Origin of the sequence: Comamonas sp. NLF-1-9, assembly GCF_019195435.1 — a bacterium.
Taxonomy (GTDB): Bacteria; Pseudomonadota; Gammaproteobacteria; order Burkholderiales; family Burkholderiaceae_C; genus Comamonas_C.
The window spans coordinates 2,797,573-2,818,095 of sequence record NZ_CP078069.1; the positions used below are offsets into that span (position 1 = coordinate 2,797,573).

Below are 20,523 nucleotides of genomic sequence, written 5' to 3' on the forward strand. Positions count from 1 at the left end.
CGGCGCCGCCCGCTTGCCGGCGGGCGCTGCAGGGCGATGGCGGGCATGCTAGTGTCCGGCGTGGCCGCGCACCATTTGCCGGGCAGACATGACCACCGCCGTTTGCATTGCATGCCGATAAAGACTTCACCTCTGCTGGCCCGCATGGCGCCGCGCCACTGGTTGCAGGTGTCCATCGCCGTGGCGGTGCTCACCATCGTGCTCAAGACGCTGGCGTGGTGGGTGACCGGTTCGGTCGGGCTGCTGTCCGACGCGCTGGAGTCCTTCGTCAACCTCGCGGGGGCGGTGTTTGCGCTGGCCATGGTGACCGTGGCCTCGCGGCCGGCGGATGAAGACCACCCCTTCGGCCACCACAAGGCGGAGTATTTTTCCTCGGGTTTCGAGGGGATCCTGGTCGTTGGCGCGGCCATTGCCATCATCTGGGCGGCGGTGCTGCGTCTGCTGCAGCCGCAGCCGCTGCAGCAGCTTTCCTGGGGCGTGGGCCTGGCGCTGCTCAGCTCGGTCTTCAACGGGCTGCTTGCCTGGGGCATGTTGCGCGCGGCGCGCGCGCGCCGCTCTGTGGCGCTGGAGGGCGACGCGCGCCACTTGATTACCGACGTATGGACCTCCGGTGGCGTGGTCGTCGGCCTGTTTGCCGCCGGCGCCACCGGCTGGTACTGGCTGGACCCGGTGGTGGCGCTGCTGGTGGCGCTGAACATCCTGAAGGAGGGCGGTGCGCTCATCTGGCAGGCCTCGCAGGGGCTGATGGACAAGGCGCTTGCGCCCGGCAAGCTCGAACGCATCGACGCGCTGCTGCAGCGCTACGCCCAGGCCAGCGGGCAGGTGGTGTACTTTGACAGCCTGAATTCCCGGCGCGCGGGCAGCCGCAGCTTTGTGCAACTGCACATGCACGTGCCCGCCCACTGGACCCTGGGGCGTGCGGCGACCGAGCGCGCCACGGTCGAGGCCGAACTGATGGCGGCCGTGCCGGGTCTGGTTGCCACGATAGAGCTGCTGCCCATAGGCGGCAGCACGGTGTTCGAGCAGATGGAAGAGGCGCAATAGCGGGCGCGCCTGGCGCGCCGCCTCAGTGTACGGTCTGTGCCTGCTGGTCCAGCAGCCGGTCGAAGCGCGCGAGCCAGGGCTCGGCCAGCAGGCGGATCTGCGCGTCGTTGCGCAGGATGCGCTGCATGATCTGGCTCTTTTCGCGGCGGTGGGCGGGCGCGAGCTTTTGCGTCTGGGCGTGGTAGCGCAGCTGCTCTATCAGCACCGAGCAGGTGCTCTCGCAGCGCACCACCTCGTCCCAGTTTTCAAGCTGGGCCGCCTGCAGCATGCGCTGGCTGCTTTCCTCGATGGCCTTGTAGTAGTCGATCAGGGTCTCGGGCATGGCGTGACTCAGGCGTTGGCGACCATGGGGTGATGGAGGGCGGGCTGCGCTGCACCGGGCGCCATGCTTTCGTGGTTGGCGGCCGGCGGCTGCTTCATGGCCTTCCAGCCCTGGGCGATGGGTTCGAACAGGCGTGCCACTTCCGCCAGCATGGCGTCGTCGTTCTTGACGTTGGCCTCCAGCAGGCGACGCAGCGCGTAGTCGTAGACGGTGTGCAGGTTGGCGGCAATCTCGCCGCCGTTGTCGGTGTCCAGCGCCGTCATCAGCCCTTCTTCGACGATGCGCACCGCCTTGCCTATGCTCGCGCACTTGGCCGGCACGTCCTGGCGCGCCAGCGCGCCCCGGGCGGCAGCCACTGCACCGAGCACGCCGTCCAGCAGCAGGCTGACCAGCTGGTGCTGGTCCATGGTGTGCATGCTGGTTTCGACGTTGATGCGCTGGTAGGCGGAAGCGGCGCGGGGAGGGAAGGCGGTGAGCATGGCGGCTGTCCTGTGACTGTCTTCTAGACCTGATATCGGCAGCGGACGGAGAAACTGAAGCCTGCCCTCACATCTTCTGCTTGTTCCAGGTTTCCACCTGCTGCGCGATGTAGGCGTTGAGCGCATTGAGCTTGCTCATCTGCGCGTCGAGCGCGGTGTAGCGCGCCTTGAGCAGCGCCTCGGTGCTGTCGGCGCGATCGTTGATGCGGGCGATCTCCTTGGCGTTGCGCTCCATGGTGGCCTTGAGCTGCTTGTCCTTGGAGGCGAAGAAGCCGTCGGAATCAAGCAGCTGCGCCGTCGCCGCCTTGATCTTCTCGGCCACGCCGTCCACCGTGGCCGCGCTGCCGTCGGCGCCGATGAACAAGGCCTTGACCGCGTCCGGGTCGTTGAGTGCTTCGCCGAGCTTGGCGTTGTCGATGGACAGGTCGCCGCCCTGGATCATGCCCAGGCCTATGCTCGACAGCGTCTTGTAGGCCCCCGTGCTGCTGGACAGCGACTGCACCACGTTGCGCAACTGGTTCTGCAGCGTCACCGCAGCGGAGTCGCCTTGCAGCAGGCCGCCCTGGCCGGTGGCCTTGTCGAACTTGGTCAGCTCGTTGAGCGCCTGGTTGGCGGCGTTGTAGGCCACCACGAAGTCCTCGATGTTCTTCTTGACGGCAGAAGCGTCCTTGCTGACGGTGATGTCCACCGCGCTGGTGGTGAGCTCGCTCGCCTTGAAGGTCACGCCGGCCACCGCGTTTTCAAAGGTGTTGGTGCTGGAGACGACGTCGAACAGGCCGTTGATGCGCGCCTTGGCGTCGGCGCCGGCGTGCACCCCAGGGTCGGTGGAAAGCCCGTTGGCCAGGCGCGAGAGGCCGGCGCCGTCGCCCGAATCACCGTCGGCGTCCGTCACCGTGAGCTGAAACCCGGCATCCTCGCCGGTGCTCTTGCTGCGCAGCATCAGGCGTTGGCCAGCCACGTCGGTCACGATGGTGGCCGTCACGCCGGCATTGGCACCATTGATCTTGCCCGCGATGTCGGACAGCGTGTCGCTGGCGCTGATGTCGATGTTGACCGCGCTCGCGCTGCCCGCCGTGAAACTGCCGCCATTCCAGCGGCCGATCTCGATCGAGAGCGAGCCCGCACCCACCGCCTGGTTGCCCGTGAGCGCGTCGGAGCTGCTCACCTGCGCCTTGGCCAGTTGGCTTACCTCCACGCTGAAGGTGGTTTCCACCGTGCCGCCAATGGCCGTGGCGGTGAGGGCCTTGTCGTTGGACGAGCTGGCGGTCACCGCATTCCAGCCGGTGACGCTGGCCAGCTTGCTGGCCGCGCCCTGCAGCGTGGACACGAGGGACTGCAGTTTGCCGAAGGTGGAAATCCGCGCTTCGGTGAGCTTGTTCTGGTCGTTGAGCCCGTTGCTGCGCGTGATCGGCAGCTTGACGGCGTCCACCGAGGCCTTGATCAGTCCGTTGACATCGACGTTGCCACCCAGGCCCACGCCGATGGATGAAAAACTGGCCATTGCTGCCTCCTTGCACTTGTGCCCACCTTGCAGCGGACATTATCAAACCGCGATGCGTCTGCGTGTCCCGGAAAAGGCCGGTGCAACTGCGCTACTTTGCACCACCCGCGCCCGGAATGCGCAAAAGCGGCCGGAGCCGCCAGGCCCCTGCCGCATTGCATCAAACGCTTTCGGGTAGAGGGGCGGCGCGCCGGGTCAACCCCCGGCGCTGCCGCCCTTCAGCCCCGCGCTGCCTCAGCGCAGCAGGGCCAGCACACCTTGCGGCAACTGGTTGGCCTGCGCCACCATGGCGGTGCCGGCCTGCTGCAGGATTTGCGTGCGCGACAGGTTGGCGGTTTCCGCCGCGAAGTCGGCATCCAGAATCCGGCCGCGAGAGGCGGACATGTTCTCGGACGTGACCTGCAGGGCGGCAATCGAGGTCTCGAAGCGCGACTGCAGGGCGCCGAGCTTGGCGCGTTCACCGGCGATGTAGGACAGGGCCGAGTCGACGGTCTTGAGCGAGTGCGTGGCCTTGGCGAAATCGGTGATGTCCAGATCAGACACTTTCTTCAGATCCGAATTCAGCGTGGCTGCCGTGCCCGACAAGGCAGTGGTCGTGGTGGATACCGCGCTGAAGGACTTGTCAGAATCCAGCGTGATGTAGCCGCTGACCGCAACCGCGACGGCGCCGGCGTTGGTCGCCATCGATTGCGACGTGCCCATCGTGGACACTCCGCCCTTGCCATCGCCGGTCATCTTCACCACGTCGACCGTACCTGCATTGGCGGCTGCCGTGCTGCCGATGGCAATCGTGTTGCCGGTGGCATTGGTCAGCACGATGGCTGTGGCGTCCTTGTTCAGCGATGCGACCACGCCCGTCTTGGACGATTGCTCGTTGATGGCCTGGACGGCAGCAGACAGACCTTCGGCCCCCGAGTTGGCGGTGAGCGAGAAGGAGATGGTCTTCGGATCCGCCTTGTTGTCGGATTCGATGGTGATCGCGTAGGAGCCGATGGCACCAAACGTCACCTGGGCCTCGGTGCGGGCCGTGGCCGTCACGCCGGTGGACTGGGTCTGCTGATTGACCGCCTGCGCTATTGCCGTGGCATGCGCATTGGAACTTACCGCGATATTGGCGCTGCCCAGCGCGCCATTGATGGCGATCGTGCCAGCGGCGACGCCGTTGGAGCCATAGGCGGTTGCCGTTGCAATGGTGGCTTGGGCGGTCGTGCCGCCTGCGGCGACGCCCGACACCTGGTTGTTGCCATAGACGCTGGTGCGCAGGTTGGCGGTAGCGGCAACGATGGTCTGGTTGGCATTGGCACCGACCTGGAATTGCTGGGTGCCAAAGGCGCCGTCGAGCAGTTTTTGCCCGTTGAACTCCGTGGTTTGCGCCACGCGGTCCAGTTCGGACACCAACTGGTTCACTTCCTGCTGCAGCGCCTGGCGGTCGGACGCGCTGTTGGAGGCGTTGGCCGACTGCACGGCCAGCTCGCGAATGCGCTGCAGCATGTCGCCGGCGGCCTTCATCGCGCCTTCAGCGGTCTGCGCCAGCGAAATGCCGTCGTTGGCATTGCGCGCCGCCTGGTTCAGGCCGCGGATCTGGCTGGTGAAGCGCTCGGAGATCGCCATGCCGGCCGCGTCGTCCTTTGCGCTGTTGATGCGCAGGCCCGACGACAGGCGCTGGATGGAGGTATTGAGCGAACTCTGGCTCAGACCCAGGTTGCGCTGGGCGGTCAGCGAGGCGACGTTGGTGTTGATAGTGGCGGCCATTGCAAATTCTCCTTCAAGGAAGCTGATGAATATGGCGGTGTCGCCATGTGGGCCCATGGCTGAATGGCCCAGCCCACAGTGCCCCGAAGGGCTTTCTGGTGGCGGCGGAGGTGTTACGCCCCGTTGCAAGCTATTTCGACCGGCCGGCGCGGAACTTTAGGCCTGAATTTGCAAGCTGCCCGTGGTTTGCCCGGCTTATCCGGCGACTGCAGCGCGCTCAAATTTCCACAATCTGCCCATCTTCCCGTCTTGTCTGCCAGACGGTGTGTTGGCCACCCAGTGCGGACGTACAGCCCTCAGCCATCAGGAGCACGAGCCATGGCCGCGACCATCAATACCAATGTGGCTTCACTGACAGCGCAGCGCAATCTGGGCATCAGCCAGGGGTCACTCAATACTTCGATACAGCGCCTGTCCTCGGGCCTGCGCATCAACAGCGCCAAGGACGACGCGGCCGGCATGGCGATCTCCGAGCGCTTCACCAGCCAGATCCGCGGGCTGAACCAGGCGGCGCGCAACGCCAACGACGGCATTTCACTGGCGCAGGTGGCCGAAGGCGCGATGAAGGCGGCGGGAGACATCTTGCAGCGGGTGCGCGAACTGGCGGTGCAGTCGGCCAACGCGTCCAACTCGATCAGCGACCGCCAGGCGCTGCAGCAGGAAGTGAATCAGCTCGTGGCGGAACTGGACCGGGTGGCGCAAACCACGGAGTTCAATGGCCAGAAGCTGCTGGACGGAAGTTTCGGCACATCGCAATTCCAGGTGGGCGCCAACGCCAACCAGACCATCGTGGCGGCCACGGCCAACCTGCGCACCAATGTCTACGGCAACAACCAAGTCTCCGGCACGGCCGCCGGGGGCACCGGAGCGCAGCCCACGATAGCGGCGACAAGCGCCTATGGCTCCAACGGCGTGGCCGCTGGCTCACTGGTCATCAATGGCGCCCTGGGCAGCAGCGAGACCATCGCCGTGGCCACGGGAGCGCACGCCAAGGACGTGGCGCGCGACATCAATCAGCAAACCCAGCTTACCGGCGTGAGCGCGACGGCGCGCACCGAAGCGCAGCTGGCTTTCGGCACCGCCGGCTCCTACGCCATCACGCTGGAGTCGGACAATACGCCCGACCTCAAGACCATTTCGTTTTCGCTCACCTCGCCGACCGGCTCCGAGGGCTTGTCCGCTGCCGTGCAGGCCATCAACGAGCAATCCTCGAAAACCGGGGTGATCGCCTCGCTGAACAAGGATGCGTCGGCCATCGTGCTGACCAATGCGACGGGCAACACGATTGCGGTCGGGCATACCGCGTCGGACAACGCGGGCACCGTCACCGTCACCAAGATGGTGGGAGACGGCAGCGGCGGCACCGCCGCCCTGGGTACGCCGCAGACCATGGCAACCAACGCCGGCGCGGTCGCGGTTGCGGTCAGCGGCTACATCACGCTGGATTCGGACAAGTCCTTCAGCGCTGCGTCCACGACCACCAACGTGCTGGATGGCGCCGGCACGGGTACGCTCAATTCGGACCTCAAGAAGGTCTCCGAGCTGGACATCACGGACTTCTCCAAGGCTACCCATTCGCTCAAGACCGTCGATTCGGCCCTGTCCTACATCGCCGGGGAGCGCGCCAAGCTCGGTGCCCTGCAGTCGCGCTTCGAGACCAGCATCGCCAGCCTGAACATCACGTCGGAAAACATGTCGGCGTCGCGTTCGCGCATCCTGGATGCGGACTTTGCGGCGGAAACCGCCAACCTGTCGCGCACCCAGATCCTGCAGCAGGCCGGCACCGCCATGGTGGCGCAGGCCAACCAGATACCACAGGGTGTGCTGGCGCTGCTGAAGTAGGGCGCCGCGCTGCGCCACTCCGGGTCTGACACCCGCACCCGGTGCACTACCATGGCGCGGCGGCGTCAGTGAGGCCCGCAGCCGGCGTGAAGACTGCCATCATGAAGCAACACCACCACGACCCCATGGCAGAGCGCCTGCAGGCCGCCCGGGCCGGCGGCGACTGGCCCTTGCTCATCCGCCTTTGCCGTCAGGCCCTGCGCAAGAATGGTCGCCACCAGATGGCCCACCGCCTGCTGGGCTTTGCGCTGGGACAAAAAGGTGAAGTCGATGCGGCCCTGCAGGCTTTCGGCAGAGCTGCCGTCCTGTATCCGCACGATGCGGAGCTGCTGATCAACCATGCCAACCTGCTGGTCGGCCAGGAGAGGCCACGAGAGGCGCTGCCCCTGCTGGAAGAAGTGGTGCGACTGCGCCCCGAGCGCAGCGTCTGCTGGATGAAGCTGGCCCAGTGCTGCTATCCCATCAATCTGCACCAGAGGGGATATGAGGCGAGCGAACACGCGCTGAGATGCGCTGTTGACGACCTGGAACGCGTCAACGCCCTGACACAGCGCGCCATACATCGGCGGGAACTGGGGCAGATACGCGAAGCGGTGCAGGACTGTACCGAAGCCATCGCCCTGGCGCCCCAATTCGCCGCCAACCATTCCAATCGCCTGCTGTTCATGCTGGCAGACCCCGAGACCAGCCCGCAGGCGCTGACCGCTGCCGCCAGGGAATTCGGCAATACGTTCGAGCCGCAGTTCAAGCCCCACTGGCCCAGCTATGAAGAGCGCCGCGGCGATCCTTGGCGCAGACTGAAAGTGGGCTTCATCTCGCCGGACTTTCGCAAGCATGCGGTGATGTGTTTTGCCGAGGGCATCCTGGCGCAGCTGGACCGTCGCCAGTTCGAGGTGTACGGGTTCTACACCTACCCGCAGGACGACAACGTGACCGAACGGGTGCGTTGCCACGTGGACCATTTCATCCGCCTGCATGATCAGGACGAAGAGCAGCGCGCCCTGACCATACGCCGCCACGCAATCGACATCCTGGTCGACATGAGTGGCCACACCGGGCACCATTCGCTGCTCACCCTGGCGCGCAAGCCCGCGCCGGTGCAGGCTACCTTCATCGGTTTCGTGGCTACCACGGGTTTGACTGCCATCGACTATTACCTGACGGACGAGGTCATCAATCCGCCGGGGGCGGATGCGTTGTTTACCGAGACGCTGTTCAGGCTTCCCACTTACCTCACCAGCTACCGCGCCCACAGTCGCAATCCATTGTGGCGCTACCAGCCGCGCTACGCCGTGCAGCCCACACCTGCCCTGCGCAACGGCTTTGTCACCTACGGTTCGTGCAACAACCTGGGCAAGTTGACGGATGACGTGTTGACGCTGTGGGGTGAAATCTTGCAGCGGACGCCTGCGGCGCGCCTGTTGATTGAAGGCAAGGGGTTTGAAAAACCCGAATTCGCGGCAGACTACAAAGATCGCTGCGCCAAACTTGGCATAGATGTCCAGCGACTGATGCTTGTGCCGCTGGATACCGACAGGCAGTACCTGGCCTATCACGACATCGATATTGCGCTCGATCCCTTCCCTTTGACCGGCGGGACCACAACTCTCGATACCTTGTGGATGGGGGTGCCCTTGGTGTCGATGGAGGGAAGCAGTTCGCCCGCGCGGATCAGTACAGAGGCACTGACCTACCTGGGCCGCTCGCAATGGCTGGCCAAAACCCGAGACGAGTACCTGGCCTTGGCGATCGGCTTTGCGGCTGATATAGAGCAACTCAACGCTTTGCGCCTATCGCTGCGCGATGAAGTCGAACGATCACCGCTGATGCGTGACGATATCGTTTGTCCACATTGGGCCGATGCATTGCGCACCATGTGGCTGCGCTGGCAGGCCGGACTGGAGCATCCCGATGATGCGCAGGCCCAGGAGCGTGCCGTGGCCGCCTGGCTGGCCGCTTGTCCGGCGCACCTGCGCACGCCGCCCGTACCGCGTGTGGGTCTGCCCGATGGCGCCGAGCTGGCGCTGCCGCAAGCGCATGCGCGGCTGCAGGAGTTGGTGGAACGCGCGCTGGCCCGCGATACGGGCAAGGACTGCGCGCAAGCCCCTCTAAAGATGGACCAATGCTGGCGCAGCGTGACCGAATTCGCCGAACTGGTCTTGAGCGCCGTGCCCAATGACCCGGTGGCCTTGGCCTGCTTGGCCGAAGTGGAACACGCTCACGGCCAAACCGAATTTGCCGTGACTTACCTGCGTTACGCCACCAAGGCGATGGCGCTGTAGTGGTGATGACGATTTGGCACACCGAGGCATCTCAGTCGGCAATGATCGCGTTCGTGGTCTTGCGCAACCCGTCATGGCAAGGCAAGGCCTCCGAATTCATGGAGCATCTTGCTTGAACCCACAGTGCCGCAAATTCGAGCGTCAAGTGCGTGAATTTTAATGCGTGATATCAGATCGGCATGGCCTATTGCGGATTCAAGCACCCAGGAGCCGAAACCACCATCGACCAAGTGATCTTCAATGGTCTCTATTTTGCTGAATTTCTTTGCGTACTGTATTTGCCGGGATTTTTGGTTCAGTCCCCACAAAGGCAGACTGTGCACGCTGTAATCTTGATATGCAGAACTATTGATCCAATTCATCGCAATATCGAGCGTTGCGCCTGTGGTGAGTAATGTTTTTTGATCTGGAACGTTGCATTCACTCTGGAAAACCTTCAGCCATTCTCCAGGTTTTATTTCTGGTACCGCCGAGTGAAAGCAAGGCTCTCCTGCCTTCCCGAGTCTGAGATAAGACGGTTGAGGGTTGGATATCAGATAGCGCAAACATGCGCGAACTTCCAAGGGGTCGCCCGGGGCTGCGATCAACATGTTTGGGAAAATACGCATCAAAGCATAATCTTGAACCGCATGATGAGAATACCCCAAGGCACCATAAGCCACGCCGCCGCCAACTGAAACCACAGTTACCGGAAGATTATGGAAATCCACATCGTTTCGGATTTGTTCCGCACAGCGGAAGGTGGGGAAATTGGCAATCGAGTAGGTGAATACATGATAACCTTCAGATGCCATACCTGCCGCTAGTCCGGTCATGTTTTGCTCTGCAACACCCGCATTGATGAAGCGGTCTGGAAAAGTATCGGCAAAAGGCTCGATAACCGAAAACCCCAAATCACCGGTAATCAAGGCGATGTTTTCGTGCTCTCTGGCCAGGCTGACCAGTTCGTCTATGAATGCATTTCGCATATCAGCCGCGCTCCAACTCGTGCAAAGCCTTGGCAAGCTGAATGTCATCGGGCGATCGATAATGCCATTCAACAGAATTTTCCATATAAGATACGCCCTTGCCTTTGATGGTGTGGGCTATCAACAATGAAGGCTTGCCAGCGCTCCATGGCGTGGTGCTCAGCATATCTGTCAAGGAGGCGTGGTCGTGGCCATCTGCTTCTCGAACTTGCCAGCCGAATGCGGAAAATTTGTCAACCAATGGCTCCAGGCGCAGCGTTTGCTCCACTGTAGTCAAGCTCTGCAGCTTGTTGTAATCAATGATCGCCACCAAATTGTCAAGATGGTGGTGGGCTGCAAACAGCAGTGCTTCCCAATTGCTACCCTCTCCCCACTCTCCGTCACTCAGTAATACAAAAGTTCTCCAGTCGGATTTTTTCTTTTTGGCTGCCAGGGCCTTGCCAACGCCAAAAGGCAGTCCATGACCCAACGACCCAGTAGAAAATTCGGCACCAGCAACCTGGTGACTGATGTGATTCATGAGTGCTGAACCGTCTTGGCCGTAGGTCTCCAGATCTTCTGCCGTGATGAATCCACATTCGGCCAGGGCGGCATATATGGCAACACATGCATGCCCTTTGGACAACAAAAATCGATCGCGCTCTGGCCATTCCGGATCGGCCGGAGAAACGGCAAGTACTTTACCATATAAAACGGCAACTATATCACAGATGGATAATGCGCTTGCGATGTGCGATGCTTTCGCGGCATGCACCATGCGAAGTGCTTGCATGCGCATTTTGCGGGCAAGTTCAATTGTCATTCGAGAAAGTGTTGTTTGGGCAATGAATCCAAAATGGCACGCGCTTCAATTTCTATTCCTTCCAGTGAAGAATACAGGGGGGCGTACCCGATGCTCGAAGCTTGTTTGCCAGTTGGATAGTAATTGACTTTCGTATTGATTTTGGGCAACCCGTTTTTCTTGGCCTCCTTGTAAACCAGCCCGAAATTTTCACTCATGAACTGAAGCAGTGCTTTTTTGGACACCGGAGCGCGGCTGTAGCAATCGAGCACTCGATTTTCGAAAGGAGAGGCCAGTACTTTTTCAATCAATTGATGAAAATCCACTGGATGCAAATAATCGCGCACAATGTGATCGGACGAAACTTCCAGAGTTGATCTATTGTGTATGGCACGGAGTATTTCAGAAATGAAAAATTGCGCACCCAAGTCTTGTGACCGACTGAAATAACTAAAAATGCGGACGTCGACAATCCCCAGATGATCCAGGGAGCGATGGTTCAACTCGGTGCACAACTTTGAAATTCCATACCAATCCGCGGGTTGGGGCTGGTTTATTTCCACAGTTGCATGCGTGTGCATGTTGGGCGGCACGAGAAAAGACGATCCGTATGTTGCGCCGCTACTCAAAAATATATATCGGCAGTCCGTGTGAGATGCCAAATAATCCAATGCAATCTGGTCAAATTGGCGGGTTGTTTCAAATATCTTCCTGCCCATGGCCAATGCCGTTGCTGGGTTGCCTGCCCCTACAAAATTGATTATTGCGTCAAATGTCTTTTCCGTGGAGAAATGGTCAAAGTTGGAGATGACGGGGCGATTTGAGTGATCGACACTGCTTAGCCAATGCTCTACCGCATCAGGCCGACGCGCAAACAACGTCAAGTCGTGATCGTTTTTTTCAAGAAAACACTTGATCAAATCTTTGGCGATTTGGCTTGTGGCCCCAAGTATGGCAATTCTCATTGGAATTCACAATTCTATATAGGAAATCCATGGGTCAATAGTGAATCGATTGATTCTGTGACTATTTATCCCCATGACCTCTTCCAGTGCCCGGGTTTCTCCTGGAAAAGAATTGCAATTGATTTCGTCAAATGCGACTATTGCGCCCTTCGGCATTTTTGGCAGGAAAAGTTCGAGCGCTCTTTTGGTTGGCTCATACAAATCGAAATCCAGATACAGCAGCGAGATAATTGTATGGGGGTTGTCTTGAAGATATTTCTCTGACGTTTCAAAAAAATCACCGGAAACGAAATCGATATTGTTGATGTGCGAAAGGTGTCGTTCTTTGTTGTGTTTTTTCGCCGAGGCAAGTAATTCTTCAAGACTTGATCCGCGCAGATCACCAACTTTGTTTTGGAATTCGGCGGTATTGTCCATGTCTTTATTTATGCCCGGGAAGCCATTGAATGTATCGAATCCCACGATTTTTCGCGTGTGATTTGCTGGTTCATAAATATTGCTTAACTGAGCCCATGAAAACAGGCCTGCACCGTTGAATACTCCACACTCTACGATTATCCCTGTGACTCCCAATATTTTCTTGAATAATTCATGCTTTGCCAAAAACCTTGCAATGGATCTTTTCGGCACAAATCGCGGAAAGGCTTCAAGCTTGTCTATCAATGGTATTGAGGATTTTGCAAATGCCTGTTCGGTCAGGGAATAGGAAATTTTGTCGTTTTCCGAATGACGGCTGCCCAATGTCCCATTGGGGCTGATTGCGAGCGGGATGTCCTGTTTCATGGCAATCCAGATCCAAATTATTATTGCGACAAAGTCATGCAAATAGAGAGCCAGCGTGGTAGCGATTCGGCTCAATCAAAAACAAGCTTTTGAGCGAAACCTTGTCGCGTTGGCTGATCGCTCGCATGGCGTTTCTCCGATTCGTTCATTCAAAGTCGACGCCCAGATAGGCCCGGATGCTCTTGGCGGCAAATTCCAGCATCTCCTGCGTCAGCGCCGGTTGCACGCCGATCCAGAAGGTGTCGTTCATCACCTTGTCGGTGTGCTCCAGCGTGCCACTCACGCGGTAGTTGCGGCCCAGCATATAAGGCTGGCGCGTGAGGTTTCCGGCGAAAAGCAGGCGGGTTCCCACTTTGTTCTGATCCAGGTAGGTGAGCAGGTCCAGACGCGAAACCGGGGCGTTGTCGCGCAGCGTGATGGGAAAGCCGAACCACGAGGGGTCGCTGCCCGGCGTGGCGTGGGGCAGGATGAGAAATTCTTCGCAGTCGCGCAGCCGCTCGTGCAGCCAAGCGAAATTGGCTTTGCGCCGGGCAATGAATTGATCGGCCTTTTCAAGCTGCGCCAGGCCGCAGGCGGCCTGCATGTCGGTGATCTTGAGGTTGTAGCCCAGGTGGCTGTAGGTGTATTTGTGGTCGTAGCCCATGGGCAGGGTGCCGAACTGCTGGGCAAAGCGCTTGCAGCAGGTGTTGTCCTTGCCGGGCGCGCAGTAGCAGTCGCGCCCCCAGTCGCGAAAGCTCTCGGCGATCAATTTGAGTTCATCGTTGTTGGTGAACACCGCGCCGCCCTCGCCCATGGTGATGTGGTGCGCAGGATAGAAGCTCAGCGTGCCGATGTCGCCGAAGCTGCCTACCTTGCGGCCCTGCCAGGTGGAGCCGAGCGCGTCGCAGCAGTCCTCGATCAGCCACAGGCCGTGCTTTTTGCACAGCGCGGTGACGACGTCCAGGTTGAACGGGTTGCCCAGCGTGTGGGCCAGCATGATTGCCTTGGTTTTCGGGCCGATGGCCGCCTCGATCCGGCTGGCGTCGATGTTGTAGCTGCCCAGCTCGATGTCGACGAATACCGGCACGGCGCCAAATTGCAGCATGGGGTTGACCGTGGTCGGAAAGCCTGCGGCCACGCCGATCACCTCGTCGCCCGGGCGGATGGCGCGGCTGCCCAGCCGCGGGCTGGTCAGCGTGCTGAACGCGACCAGGTTGGCCGAGGAGCCCGAATTGACGGTGATGGCGTGGCGCACGCCCAAAAAGGCCGCCAGCTTGAGTTCGAAGGCGGCGTTGAAGCGGCCGGTGGTCAGCCAGCCATCCAGGCTGGCCTCGACCATGTATTTGAGTTCCTCTGCGCCTAGCAGCTTGCCCGAGGGCGGCACAGGCGTGCTGCCGGGCTCGAAGGCCTGCGGGCGCAGGCTGGCGGCGGCGTACTGCTCGACCAGCCGGGCAATGTCGGCGCGAATTTCTTGCGGCGTCATGGGCTTTCCTCGAAGGCGCGCAGGTCGGCCAGGCACAAGGCGCGGGCGTCCTGCCCTGCGGCCTGGGCGCGGTACCAGGCCATGGTGCGCGCCACGGCCTGCTCCAGTGTCCAGCGCGGCGCCACGCCCAGCGTCTGGCGGGCCTGGGCGGTTTCCAGTGCAAGCCAACCGGCCTCGTGCGGCTGATTATTACTATTTTGATAGCTGATTGCGCTTGTTGGATAAGCGCCAGAGGCCAATTTCAATACAAATTCGACCGTCGCCGCTTCATGCGGCAGCGGGCCGAAGTTGTAGGCCCCCGCCAGTTCGGGCTGCTCCCACAGGCGCTCGGCCAGTCTCAGATAGGCGGCCAGCGGTTCGAGTACGTGCTGCCAGGGGCGGGTGGCCTGCGGGTTGCGGATCACCAGCTCTTGCCCTGCGCCCCAGGCGCGCACGGCGTCGGGGATGAGGCGGTCCTCGGCCCAGTCGCCGCCTCCAATCACGTTGCCCGCGCGCGCGGTGGCCAGCGCCAGGCCCTGGGCCTGCAAAAAGGCGCTGCGGTAGCTGGCCGCGACCAGTTCGCACGCGGCCTTGCTGGCGCTGTAGGGGTCGTGGCCGCCGAGCGCGTCGTCCTCGCGGTAGGGCCAGGCCCATTCGCGGTTGCGGTAGACCTTGTCGGTGGTGACGACGACGGCCACGCGGGCGTCGCTCTGGCCGCGCAGCGCATCGAGCACATGGGCCGTGCCCTGCACGTTCGTGGCCCAGGTGGCCAGCGGCTCGGCGTAGCTCTGGCGCACCAGGGCCTGCGCGGCCAGGTGCAGCACGATCTGCGGGCGCGCCTTGCGCACGATGGTGGCCACGGCCTGCGCATCGCGGATATCGGTGCAATGGCTGGCCTGCAAGTCGCCTGCGATCCTTGCCAGGGTGAACAGATTGGGTCTGCCGACCGGTGCGAGCGACAGGCCCGTGACCTCGGCGCCGAGCTCTGTCAGCCACAGTGCCAGCCACGCGCCCTTGAAGCCGCTGTGGCCGGTGAGCAGCACGCGCTTGCCGCGCCAGAAGGCGAGCGACGGGGCAGGGGTGGCGTTCACCAGCATTTCCAGGGCGCCTGGCCGCTGGCCCAGAGCTCTTCGAGCAGGTTTTTCTCGCGCAGCGTGTCCATGGGCTGCCAGAAGCCGTGGTGCTCGAAGGCGCGCAATTGGTTCTGACTCGCCAAGGTCTTCATCGGCGTGGATTCCCACGGGCTTGCGTCGCCATCGATGAGCCCGATGACCTCGGGCTGCAGCACGAAGAAGCCGCCATTGATCCAGCCGCCGTCGCCGGCCGGCTTTTCTTCAAAACCGGTGACTGCACCGCCCTCGTGCGCCAGCGTGCCGAAGCGACCCGGCGGCTGCACGGCGGTGATGGTGGCCAGCCGCCCGTGCGCGCGGTGAAACGCAAACTGCTCCTCCATGTCCAGATCGGCCACGCCGTCGCCGTAGGTGAAGCAGAAGGTTTCGCCGGGGTCCAGGTACTCGCGCACGCGGCGCAGGCGACCGCCGGTCTGGGTGTTCTCGCCGGTATCGACCAGGGTCACGCGCCAGGGCTCGGCGTGGCGGTGGTGTACTTGCATGCGGTTTTCCGCCATGTCAAAGGTGACGTCGGACATGTGCAGGAAGTAATTGGCGAAGTACTCCTTGATGACATAGCCCTTGTAGCCCAGGCAGACGATGAAGTCGTTCACGCCGTGGGCGGAATAGATCTTCATGATGTGCCACAGGATGGGCCGCCCGCCGATCTCGATCATGGGCTTGGGGCGCAGGTGCGACTCTTCGGCGATGCGGGTTCCAAGCCCGCCGGCAAGGAGGACGGCTTTCATGGCGTGCAGCATACCCAGTGCATGACGTGGTCAAAAGCCGCTGGGATGGGCGAAAACCCGGGTATCTTGCGCGATCGCGCCGCACTTGCCCGCAGGGCGCGGGCCCGGCAATAGCGCCAAATGGCCGTGCTTTACAGTTCAAGTGAGGGGAACGGCGGTCGATACCCTTGCTAGGATCGGTGCGCCTTTGCGGGGTTTGCGCGCTCAACCAAGTCAACGCTCATGTTCATCATCATCGGCTATGCCGTCGTCTTCGGAAGCGTCTTCGGCGTGTTCGTGGCGCACGGCGGAAACATCCATGTGCTCATGGAGGCCTTGCCGTTCGAGATGGCCACGATCGGCGGCGCGGCGGTGGGGGCCTTCGTGGTCAACAACCAGCCCAAGGTGCTCAAGGGGACGCTCTCGGCGCTGCCCAAGCTGTTCAAGGGCAGCCAGTACACCAAGGCGCGCTACATGGAGCTGCTGGCCATGCTCTACGAGATCCTGCAGAAGGCGCGCAAGGAAGGCCTGATGGCCATCGAGGCCGACGTCGAGGAGCCGGAAAAGTCCGAGCTGTTCAAGAAATTCCCCACGGTGGGCAGCGACCACCATGTGCTCGAATTCACCACCGACTACCTGCGCATGATGGTCTCGGGCAACCTCAACGCCCACGAGATCGAGGCGCTGATGGACAGCGAGATCGAAACCCACCACCAGGAGGCGCACGGCCCGGTGGCCGCGCTCACCCGCCTGGCGGGCGCGCTGCCGGCCTTCGGCATCGTGGCGGCGGTGCTCGGTGTGGTCAACACCATGGGCAACGTCGGCCAGCCGCCGGCGGTGCTCGGCGGCATGATCGCCTCGGCGCTGGTGGGCACCTTCCTGGGCATCTTCCTGGCCTACGCGGTGGCCGAGCCGCTCGCCGGCCTGCTCGAGCAGCGCAACGAGGACGCCAGCAAGGAGCTGGTGTGCATCAAGTCCACGTTGCTGGCCAGCATGCAGGGCTACAACCCGGCGACGGCCATCGAATTCGGGCGCAAGGTGCTGTTCTCCGACGTGCGCCCGAGCTTCATCGAACTGGAATCGCACGTGAAGGGCAAGAAATAGGGCTTTGCAGCCCGCGGTGATGCGCCATGGCGGACAAGAAACTGCAACCCATCATCATCAAGCGCGTGAAGAAGGCGGACCATGGCGCGCACGGCGGCGCCTGGAAGATCGCCTACGCCGACTTCGTGACCGCGATGATGGCCTTCTTCCTGCTGATGTGGCTGCTGGGCTCGACCAGCAAGGGCGACCTGCAGGGCATTGCCGAGTACTTCGCCTCACCGATGAAGGTGGCGATGCAGGGCGGCGACGGCGCGGGCAACAGCTCCAGCGTGATCCAGGGCGGCGGCACCGATCTGGCGCGCGTCTACGGCCAGATGCGCCGCAGCCAGGACAGTGACGCCGACAAGGGCCACACCAGCCAGCAGGCCCGACCCCAGAGCATCGAGGCCCAGCGTGCCGAGCGTGCGCGCATCGATGCGCAGCGCATCAAGGAGCTGCAGGGCAAGCTCGAATCGGTGATCACCCAGGACATGGCGCTCAACGAATACCGCTCGCAGATCCGCATCGACGTCACGCCCGACGGCCTGCAGGTGCAGATCGTCGATGAGCAAAACCGCCCCATGTTCGACAGCGGCAGCGCGCTGGTCAAGAACTACATGCGCAGCATCCTGCGCGCCATCGGCGGGGCGCTGGGCGGGGTGGAAAACCGCGTCAGCATCGCCGGGCACACCGACGCCACGCCCTATGGCAACGGCGAGCGCGGCTACAGCAACTGGGAGCTTTCCGCCGACCGCGCCAACGCCTCGCGGCGCGAGCTGGTGGCCGGCGGCATGCCCGACGACAAGCTGATCCGCGTGGTGGGCCTGGCCGCCAGCGACCCGCTGCAGCCGCAGGAGCCGCGCGCCGCGGTAAACCGGCGCATCACCATCACGGTGCTCACGCGCGAGGCCGAAGAGCGCCTGATGGGCCACGACCTGCCGGCGCTGAGCCTGCCCGCTGGCCCGGCAGAGAAAAACCCGGACAATGCGGCCCCTGGGGCTGCCGGGTAAGCGCCGATGGCGGGCAGCGACGGCGGCCGCAATAATCCATTACATGTGTTCGACCGAAAGGGTCTCCAGTGTCCTCAGCCCTTCGTTTCCTGATAGTTGACGATTTTTCGACGATGCGCCGCATCGTGCGCAACCTGCTCAAGGAGAGCGGGTTCACCGAAGCCGATGAAGCCGAAGACGGCGTGGTTGCGCTGCAGAAGCTGCGCAACAGCAAGTTCGACTTTGTCGTCTCCGACATCAACATGCCCAACATGAACGGCTTTCAGTTGCTGGCGGAGATCAAGAAGGACGACGCGCTCAAGCACCTGCCGGTGCTGATGGTCACGGCCGAGGCGCGCAAGGAAGACATCGTTGCCGCCGCCCAGGGCGGGGCCGCGGGCTACATCGTCAAGCCCTTCACCAAGGCCACGCTCGAAGAAAAGGTCACGCTCATCCTCAAGAAACTGGGCTTGTAGACATGGCAAGCGAGGACCTCGCCGCAACGCCTGCGACCCCGGACGCCGAGGACGTGCACACGCGCATCGGCCAGCTCACGCGCCAGTTGCACACCGCACTTTCCGAGCTTGGCTACGCCAACCAGTTGCGCAGCACCATGAGCGAGCTGCCCGACGCGCAAAGCCGCCTGTCCTACATCTCGCGCCTGACTGGCCAGGCGGCGGAGAAGGTGCTGGGCCGCGTGGAGATGGCCAAGGCCATCCGCGACCGCGTGGCCGACGAGGGCGAGCGTACCTTCGACGCGCTGATGGCCGACCCGGTGGCGGCCGTGGCGCGCGGTGAGATCTACAACTTTCTCGTCGACCTGCGCCAGGCGGGCGAGGAGCTCGATGGCCATCTGACCGAAATCATGATGGCCCAGGACTTTCACGACCTCACCGGCCAGGTGATCGCGCGCGTGGTGAACCTGGCCGCGACCATCGAAGAGCAGCTGGTGCAGCTGGTGATCCAGACCGCGCCGCCGGGCACCGTGGTCCAGGCGGCGCCCGCCGAGCCGCCGCGCCTGCAGGGCCCGGTGGTCGAACCCGAGAAGAACCCCGGCGAGGTGGTTACCGACCAATCCCAGGTGGACGATTTGCTGGCCAGCCTGGGTTTTTGAGCGGGCTGCTGTGTTACAAGCAAAATCGGCTGCAAACGCTTTCTGGACAAGCGCTGACAGCTATCGTTTTGATGACTTCAGCTCGACGCCGGCTGGGCTGAACAAGGCCCTTGCGGCCCCGCTGTTCGGGCTTTAGCCCGCGCGCCATCTCCCGACAATGGCCTGACCCCACGGGCAGGCCGAGATGGATTCAAGTCAGGACAAACAACTCCCCGCAACCGAGCGCAAGCTGCAGAAGGCGCGCGAGGATGGGCAGGCGCCGCGTTCGCAGGAGCTGTCGCACCTGGCGGTGCTCGGCGTGCTTGGTCTGGTGCTGTGGTCCTTCTTTCCGACGCTGCTGGACGTGCTCACGCGCGAGATGGGGCGCCAGCTCAGTTTTGACGCCGTCGCCCTGCGCGCGCCCGCGGACATGTTCAACCGGCTACAGGCCATGCTGCTCGTGGGCCTGGCGATCAGCCTGGTGCTGGCGCTGCTGGCGGCGCTGGCGGCGGTGGCGGCAAGCCTGGGCTCGGGCGGCTGGATCTGGAGCCTGAAGGCGCTGCAGCCGCAGTTCAGCCGGCTCGACCCGCTGCAGGGCGTGAAGAACCTGGTGTCCAAACAGAAGCTGTCCAATCTGGGCAAGATGCTGCTGCTGGCCACGGCGCTGATCTACGTCGCCTGGAAGTACATGTCCACCAGCGCCGAGAAGATGGCCCAACTGGTGCTGCAGCCCGCCGCCCCGTCGCTGCGCGACGCCGGCCAGTGGGTGGGCACGGGCGTGGCGCTGCTGCTGCTCGTCGTGCTGCTGTTTGCCGTGGTGGACGTGCCGCTGCAGCAGTACCTGCACCGCTCGCGGCTGAAGATGAGCCATGAAGAGGTCAAGCAAGAGCACAAGGACTCGGACGGCAATCCGCTGATTCGCCAGCGCATCCGCCAGAAGCAGCGCGAGGTGGCCGAGCGCGCCAGCGTCAGCGCCGTGCCGCGCGCCGACTTCGTGGTGATGAACCCCACGCACTACGCGGTGGCGCTGCGCTACGACGAAGCCAGCATGGGCGCGCCCCAGGTCATCTCCAAGGGCACCGACCTGGTGGCCTTTCGCATCCGCGACCTGGCCATGGAACACGCCATTCCGGTGCTGCGCTCGCCCATGCTGGCGCGCGCGCTCTACGCCCATGCCGACCTGGACCAGCCGATTCCGGCGCAGCTCTACACCGCGGTCGCCCAGGTGCTGGCCTACGTCTATCGGCTCAAGGCGGCGATGCGCGGCGAAGGCCGCATGCCCGACGCCCCGCCGGTTCCCGATGCGCACATTCCGCCGCAGCTCGACCCCCATTCGCCGCAGGCGCAACACAGGTAAAGCA

The 20,523-nt window shown here is 62.6% G+C and carries 19 protein-coding genes; 8 read left to right on the forward strand and 11 right to left on the reverse strand.

Annotated features, from left to right (window positions below; translation table 11 throughout):
- Window positions 1–111: 111 nt before the first annotated feature.
- Window positions 112–1,044 (forward strand): cation diffusion facilitator family transporter, encoded by a 933-nt coding sequence (locus KUD94_RS13450; RefSeq protein WP_255568843.1) that lies wholly within the window; start codon window positions 112–114, stop codon window positions 1,042–1,044.
- 22 nt (window positions 1,045–1,066) lie between these two features.
- Here the strand turns inward: KUD94_RS13450 and KUD94_RS13455 are convergent, their stop codons facing one another.
- The 4 genes from KUD94_RS13455 to KUD94_RS13470 form a co-directional block, all read right to left on the reverse strand.
- Window positions 1,067–1,366: a flagellar protein FliT gene (locus KUD94_RS13455; RefSeq protein ID WP_218237688.1), complete on the reverse strand. Its 300-nt coding sequence runs from the start codon at window positions 1,364–1,366 to the stop codon at window positions 1,067–1,069.
- 8 nt (window positions 1,367–1,374) lie between these two features.
- The gene (fliS, locus tag KUD94_RS13460) at window positions 1,375–1,845 is read right to left on the reverse strand and encodes a flagellar export chaperone FliS (RefSeq protein ID WP_218237689.1); all 471 of its coding nucleotides are present in this window, start codon (window positions 1,843–1,845) and stop codon (window positions 1,375–1,377) included.
- 67 nt (window positions 1,846–1,912) lie between these two features.
- Window positions 1,913–3,346 (reverse strand): flagellar filament capping protein FliD, encoded by a 1,434-nt coding sequence (gene fliD / locus KUD94_RS13465; protein ID WP_218237690.1) that lies wholly within the window; start codon window positions 3,344–3,346, stop codon window positions 1,913–1,915.
- Window positions 3,347–3,580: 234 nt separating this feature from the next.
- Window positions 3,581–5,098: a flagellin gene (locus tag KUD94_RS13470; protein WP_218237691.1), complete on the reverse strand. Its 1,518-nt coding sequence runs from the start codon at window positions 5,096–5,098 to the stop codon at window positions 3,581–3,583.
- A 318-nt stretch (window positions 5,099–5,416) separates the two neighbouring features.
- Between KUD94_RS13470 and KUD94_RS13475 the strand changes: the two genes are divergently transcribed.
- Together KUD94_RS13475 and KUD94_RS13480 are read left to right on the forward strand one after the other, a co-directional pair.
- On the forward strand, window positions 5,417–6,940 hold the full coding sequence (locus tag KUD94_RS13475; RefSeq protein WP_218237692.1) for a flagellin: 1,524 nt from the start codon (window positions 5,417–5,419) through the stop codon (window positions 6,938–6,940).
- A 101-nt stretch (window positions 6,941–7,041) separates the two neighbouring features.
- On the forward strand, window positions 7,042–9,222 hold the full coding sequence (locus tag KUD94_RS13480) for a tetratricopeptide repeat protein (protein ID WP_255568844.1): 2,181 nt from the start codon (window positions 7,042–7,044) through the stop codon (window positions 9,220–9,222).
- A gap of 71 nt (window positions 9,223–9,293) precedes the next feature.
- On the opposite strand, the gene KUD94_RS13485 is transcribed toward KUD94_RS13480, so the two are convergent.
- The 7 genes from KUD94_RS13485 to rfbF all read right to left on the reverse strand — a co-directional run bounded on the left by KUD94_RS13485 (window position 9,294) and on the right by rfbF (window position 16,018).
- Window positions 9,294–10,262, reverse strand: coding sequence for a transketolase family protein (locus KUD94_RS13485; RefSeq protein WP_218237693.1), 969 nt, complete (start codon window positions 10,260–10,262; stop codon window positions 9,294–9,296).
- Window positions 10,192–10,992, reverse strand: coding sequence for a transketolase (locus KUD94_RS13490; RefSeq protein ID WP_218237694.1), 801 nt, complete (start codon window positions 10,990–10,992; stop codon window positions 10,192–10,194). The genes KUD94_RS13485 and KUD94_RS13490 overlap by 71 nt, the downstream gene beginning before the upstream one ends.
- Complete coding sequence (locus tag KUD94_RS13495; protein ID WP_218237695.1) at window positions 10,989–11,936, reverse strand: NAD(P)-dependent oxidoreductase; 948 nt, start codon at window positions 11,934–11,936, stop codon at window positions 10,989–10,991. The genes KUD94_RS13490 and KUD94_RS13495 overlap by 4 nt, the downstream gene beginning before the upstream one ends.
- A 6-nt stretch (window positions 11,937–11,942) precedes the next feature.
- Window positions 11,943–12,719, reverse strand: coding sequence for a class I SAM-dependent methyltransferase (locus tag KUD94_RS13500; protein WP_218237696.1), 777 nt, complete (start codon window positions 12,717–12,719; stop codon window positions 11,943–11,945).
- Between the two features lie 145 nt (window positions 12,720–12,864).
- Window positions 12,865–14,181 (reverse strand): lipopolysaccharide biosynthesis protein RfbH, encoded by a 1,317-nt coding sequence (rfbH, locus tag KUD94_RS13505; protein WP_218237697.1) that lies wholly within the window; start codon window positions 14,179–14,181, stop codon window positions 12,865–12,867.
- A complete protein-coding gene (rfbG, locus tag KUD94_RS13510) occupies window positions 14,178–15,257 on the reverse strand; it encodes a CDP-glucose 4,6-dehydratase (protein WP_218237698.1) in 1,080 nt (359 codons plus the stop codon). Before rfbG ends, rfbH begins: the two co-directional genes overlap by 4 nt.
- Entirely contained in the window at window positions 15,248–16,018 is a 771-nt protein-coding gene (gene rfbF, locus KUD94_RS13515; RefSeq protein ID WP_218237699.1) for a glucose-1-phosphate cytidylyltransferase, read from the reverse strand. The genes rfbG and rfbF overlap by 10 nt, the downstream gene beginning before the upstream one ends.
- Before the next feature lie 222 nt (window positions 16,019–16,240).
- On the opposite strand from rfbF, the gene motA reads away from it, so the two are divergent.
- From motA to KUD94_RS13540, 5 genes are all read left to right on the forward strand, one after another.
- The gene (gene motA / locus KUD94_RS13520; RefSeq protein ID WP_218237700.1) at window positions 16,241–17,101 is read left to right on the forward strand and encodes a flagellar motor stator protein MotA; all 861 of its coding nucleotides are present in this window, start codon (window positions 16,241–16,243) and stop codon (window positions 17,099–17,101) included.
- A gap of 26 nt (window positions 17,102–17,127) precedes the next feature.
- A complete protein-coding gene (gene motB, locus KUD94_RS13525; RefSeq protein WP_218237701.1) occupies window positions 17,128–18,090 on the forward strand; it encodes a flagellar motor protein MotB in 963 nt (320 codons plus the stop codon).
- A 68-nt stretch (window positions 18,091–18,158) separates the two neighbouring features.
- On the forward strand, window positions 18,159–18,545 hold the full coding sequence (cheY, locus tag KUD94_RS13530; RefSeq protein ID WP_146912198.1) for a chemotaxis response regulator CheY: 387 nt from the start codon (window positions 18,159–18,161) through the stop codon (window positions 18,543–18,545).
- A 2-nt stretch (window positions 18,546–18,547) separates the two neighbouring features.
- Entirely contained in the window at window positions 18,548–19,183 is a 636-nt protein-coding gene (locus KUD94_RS13535; RefSeq protein WP_218237702.1) for a protein phosphatase CheZ, read from the forward strand.
- A gap of 184 nt (window positions 19,184–19,367) precedes the next feature.
- Window positions 19,368–20,519 (forward strand): flagellar biosynthesis protein FlhB, encoded by a 1,152-nt coding sequence (locus KUD94_RS13540; protein ID WP_218237703.1) that lies wholly within the window; start codon window positions 19,368–19,370, stop codon window positions 20,517–20,519.
- Window positions 20,520–20,523 lie beyond the last annotated feature (4 nt).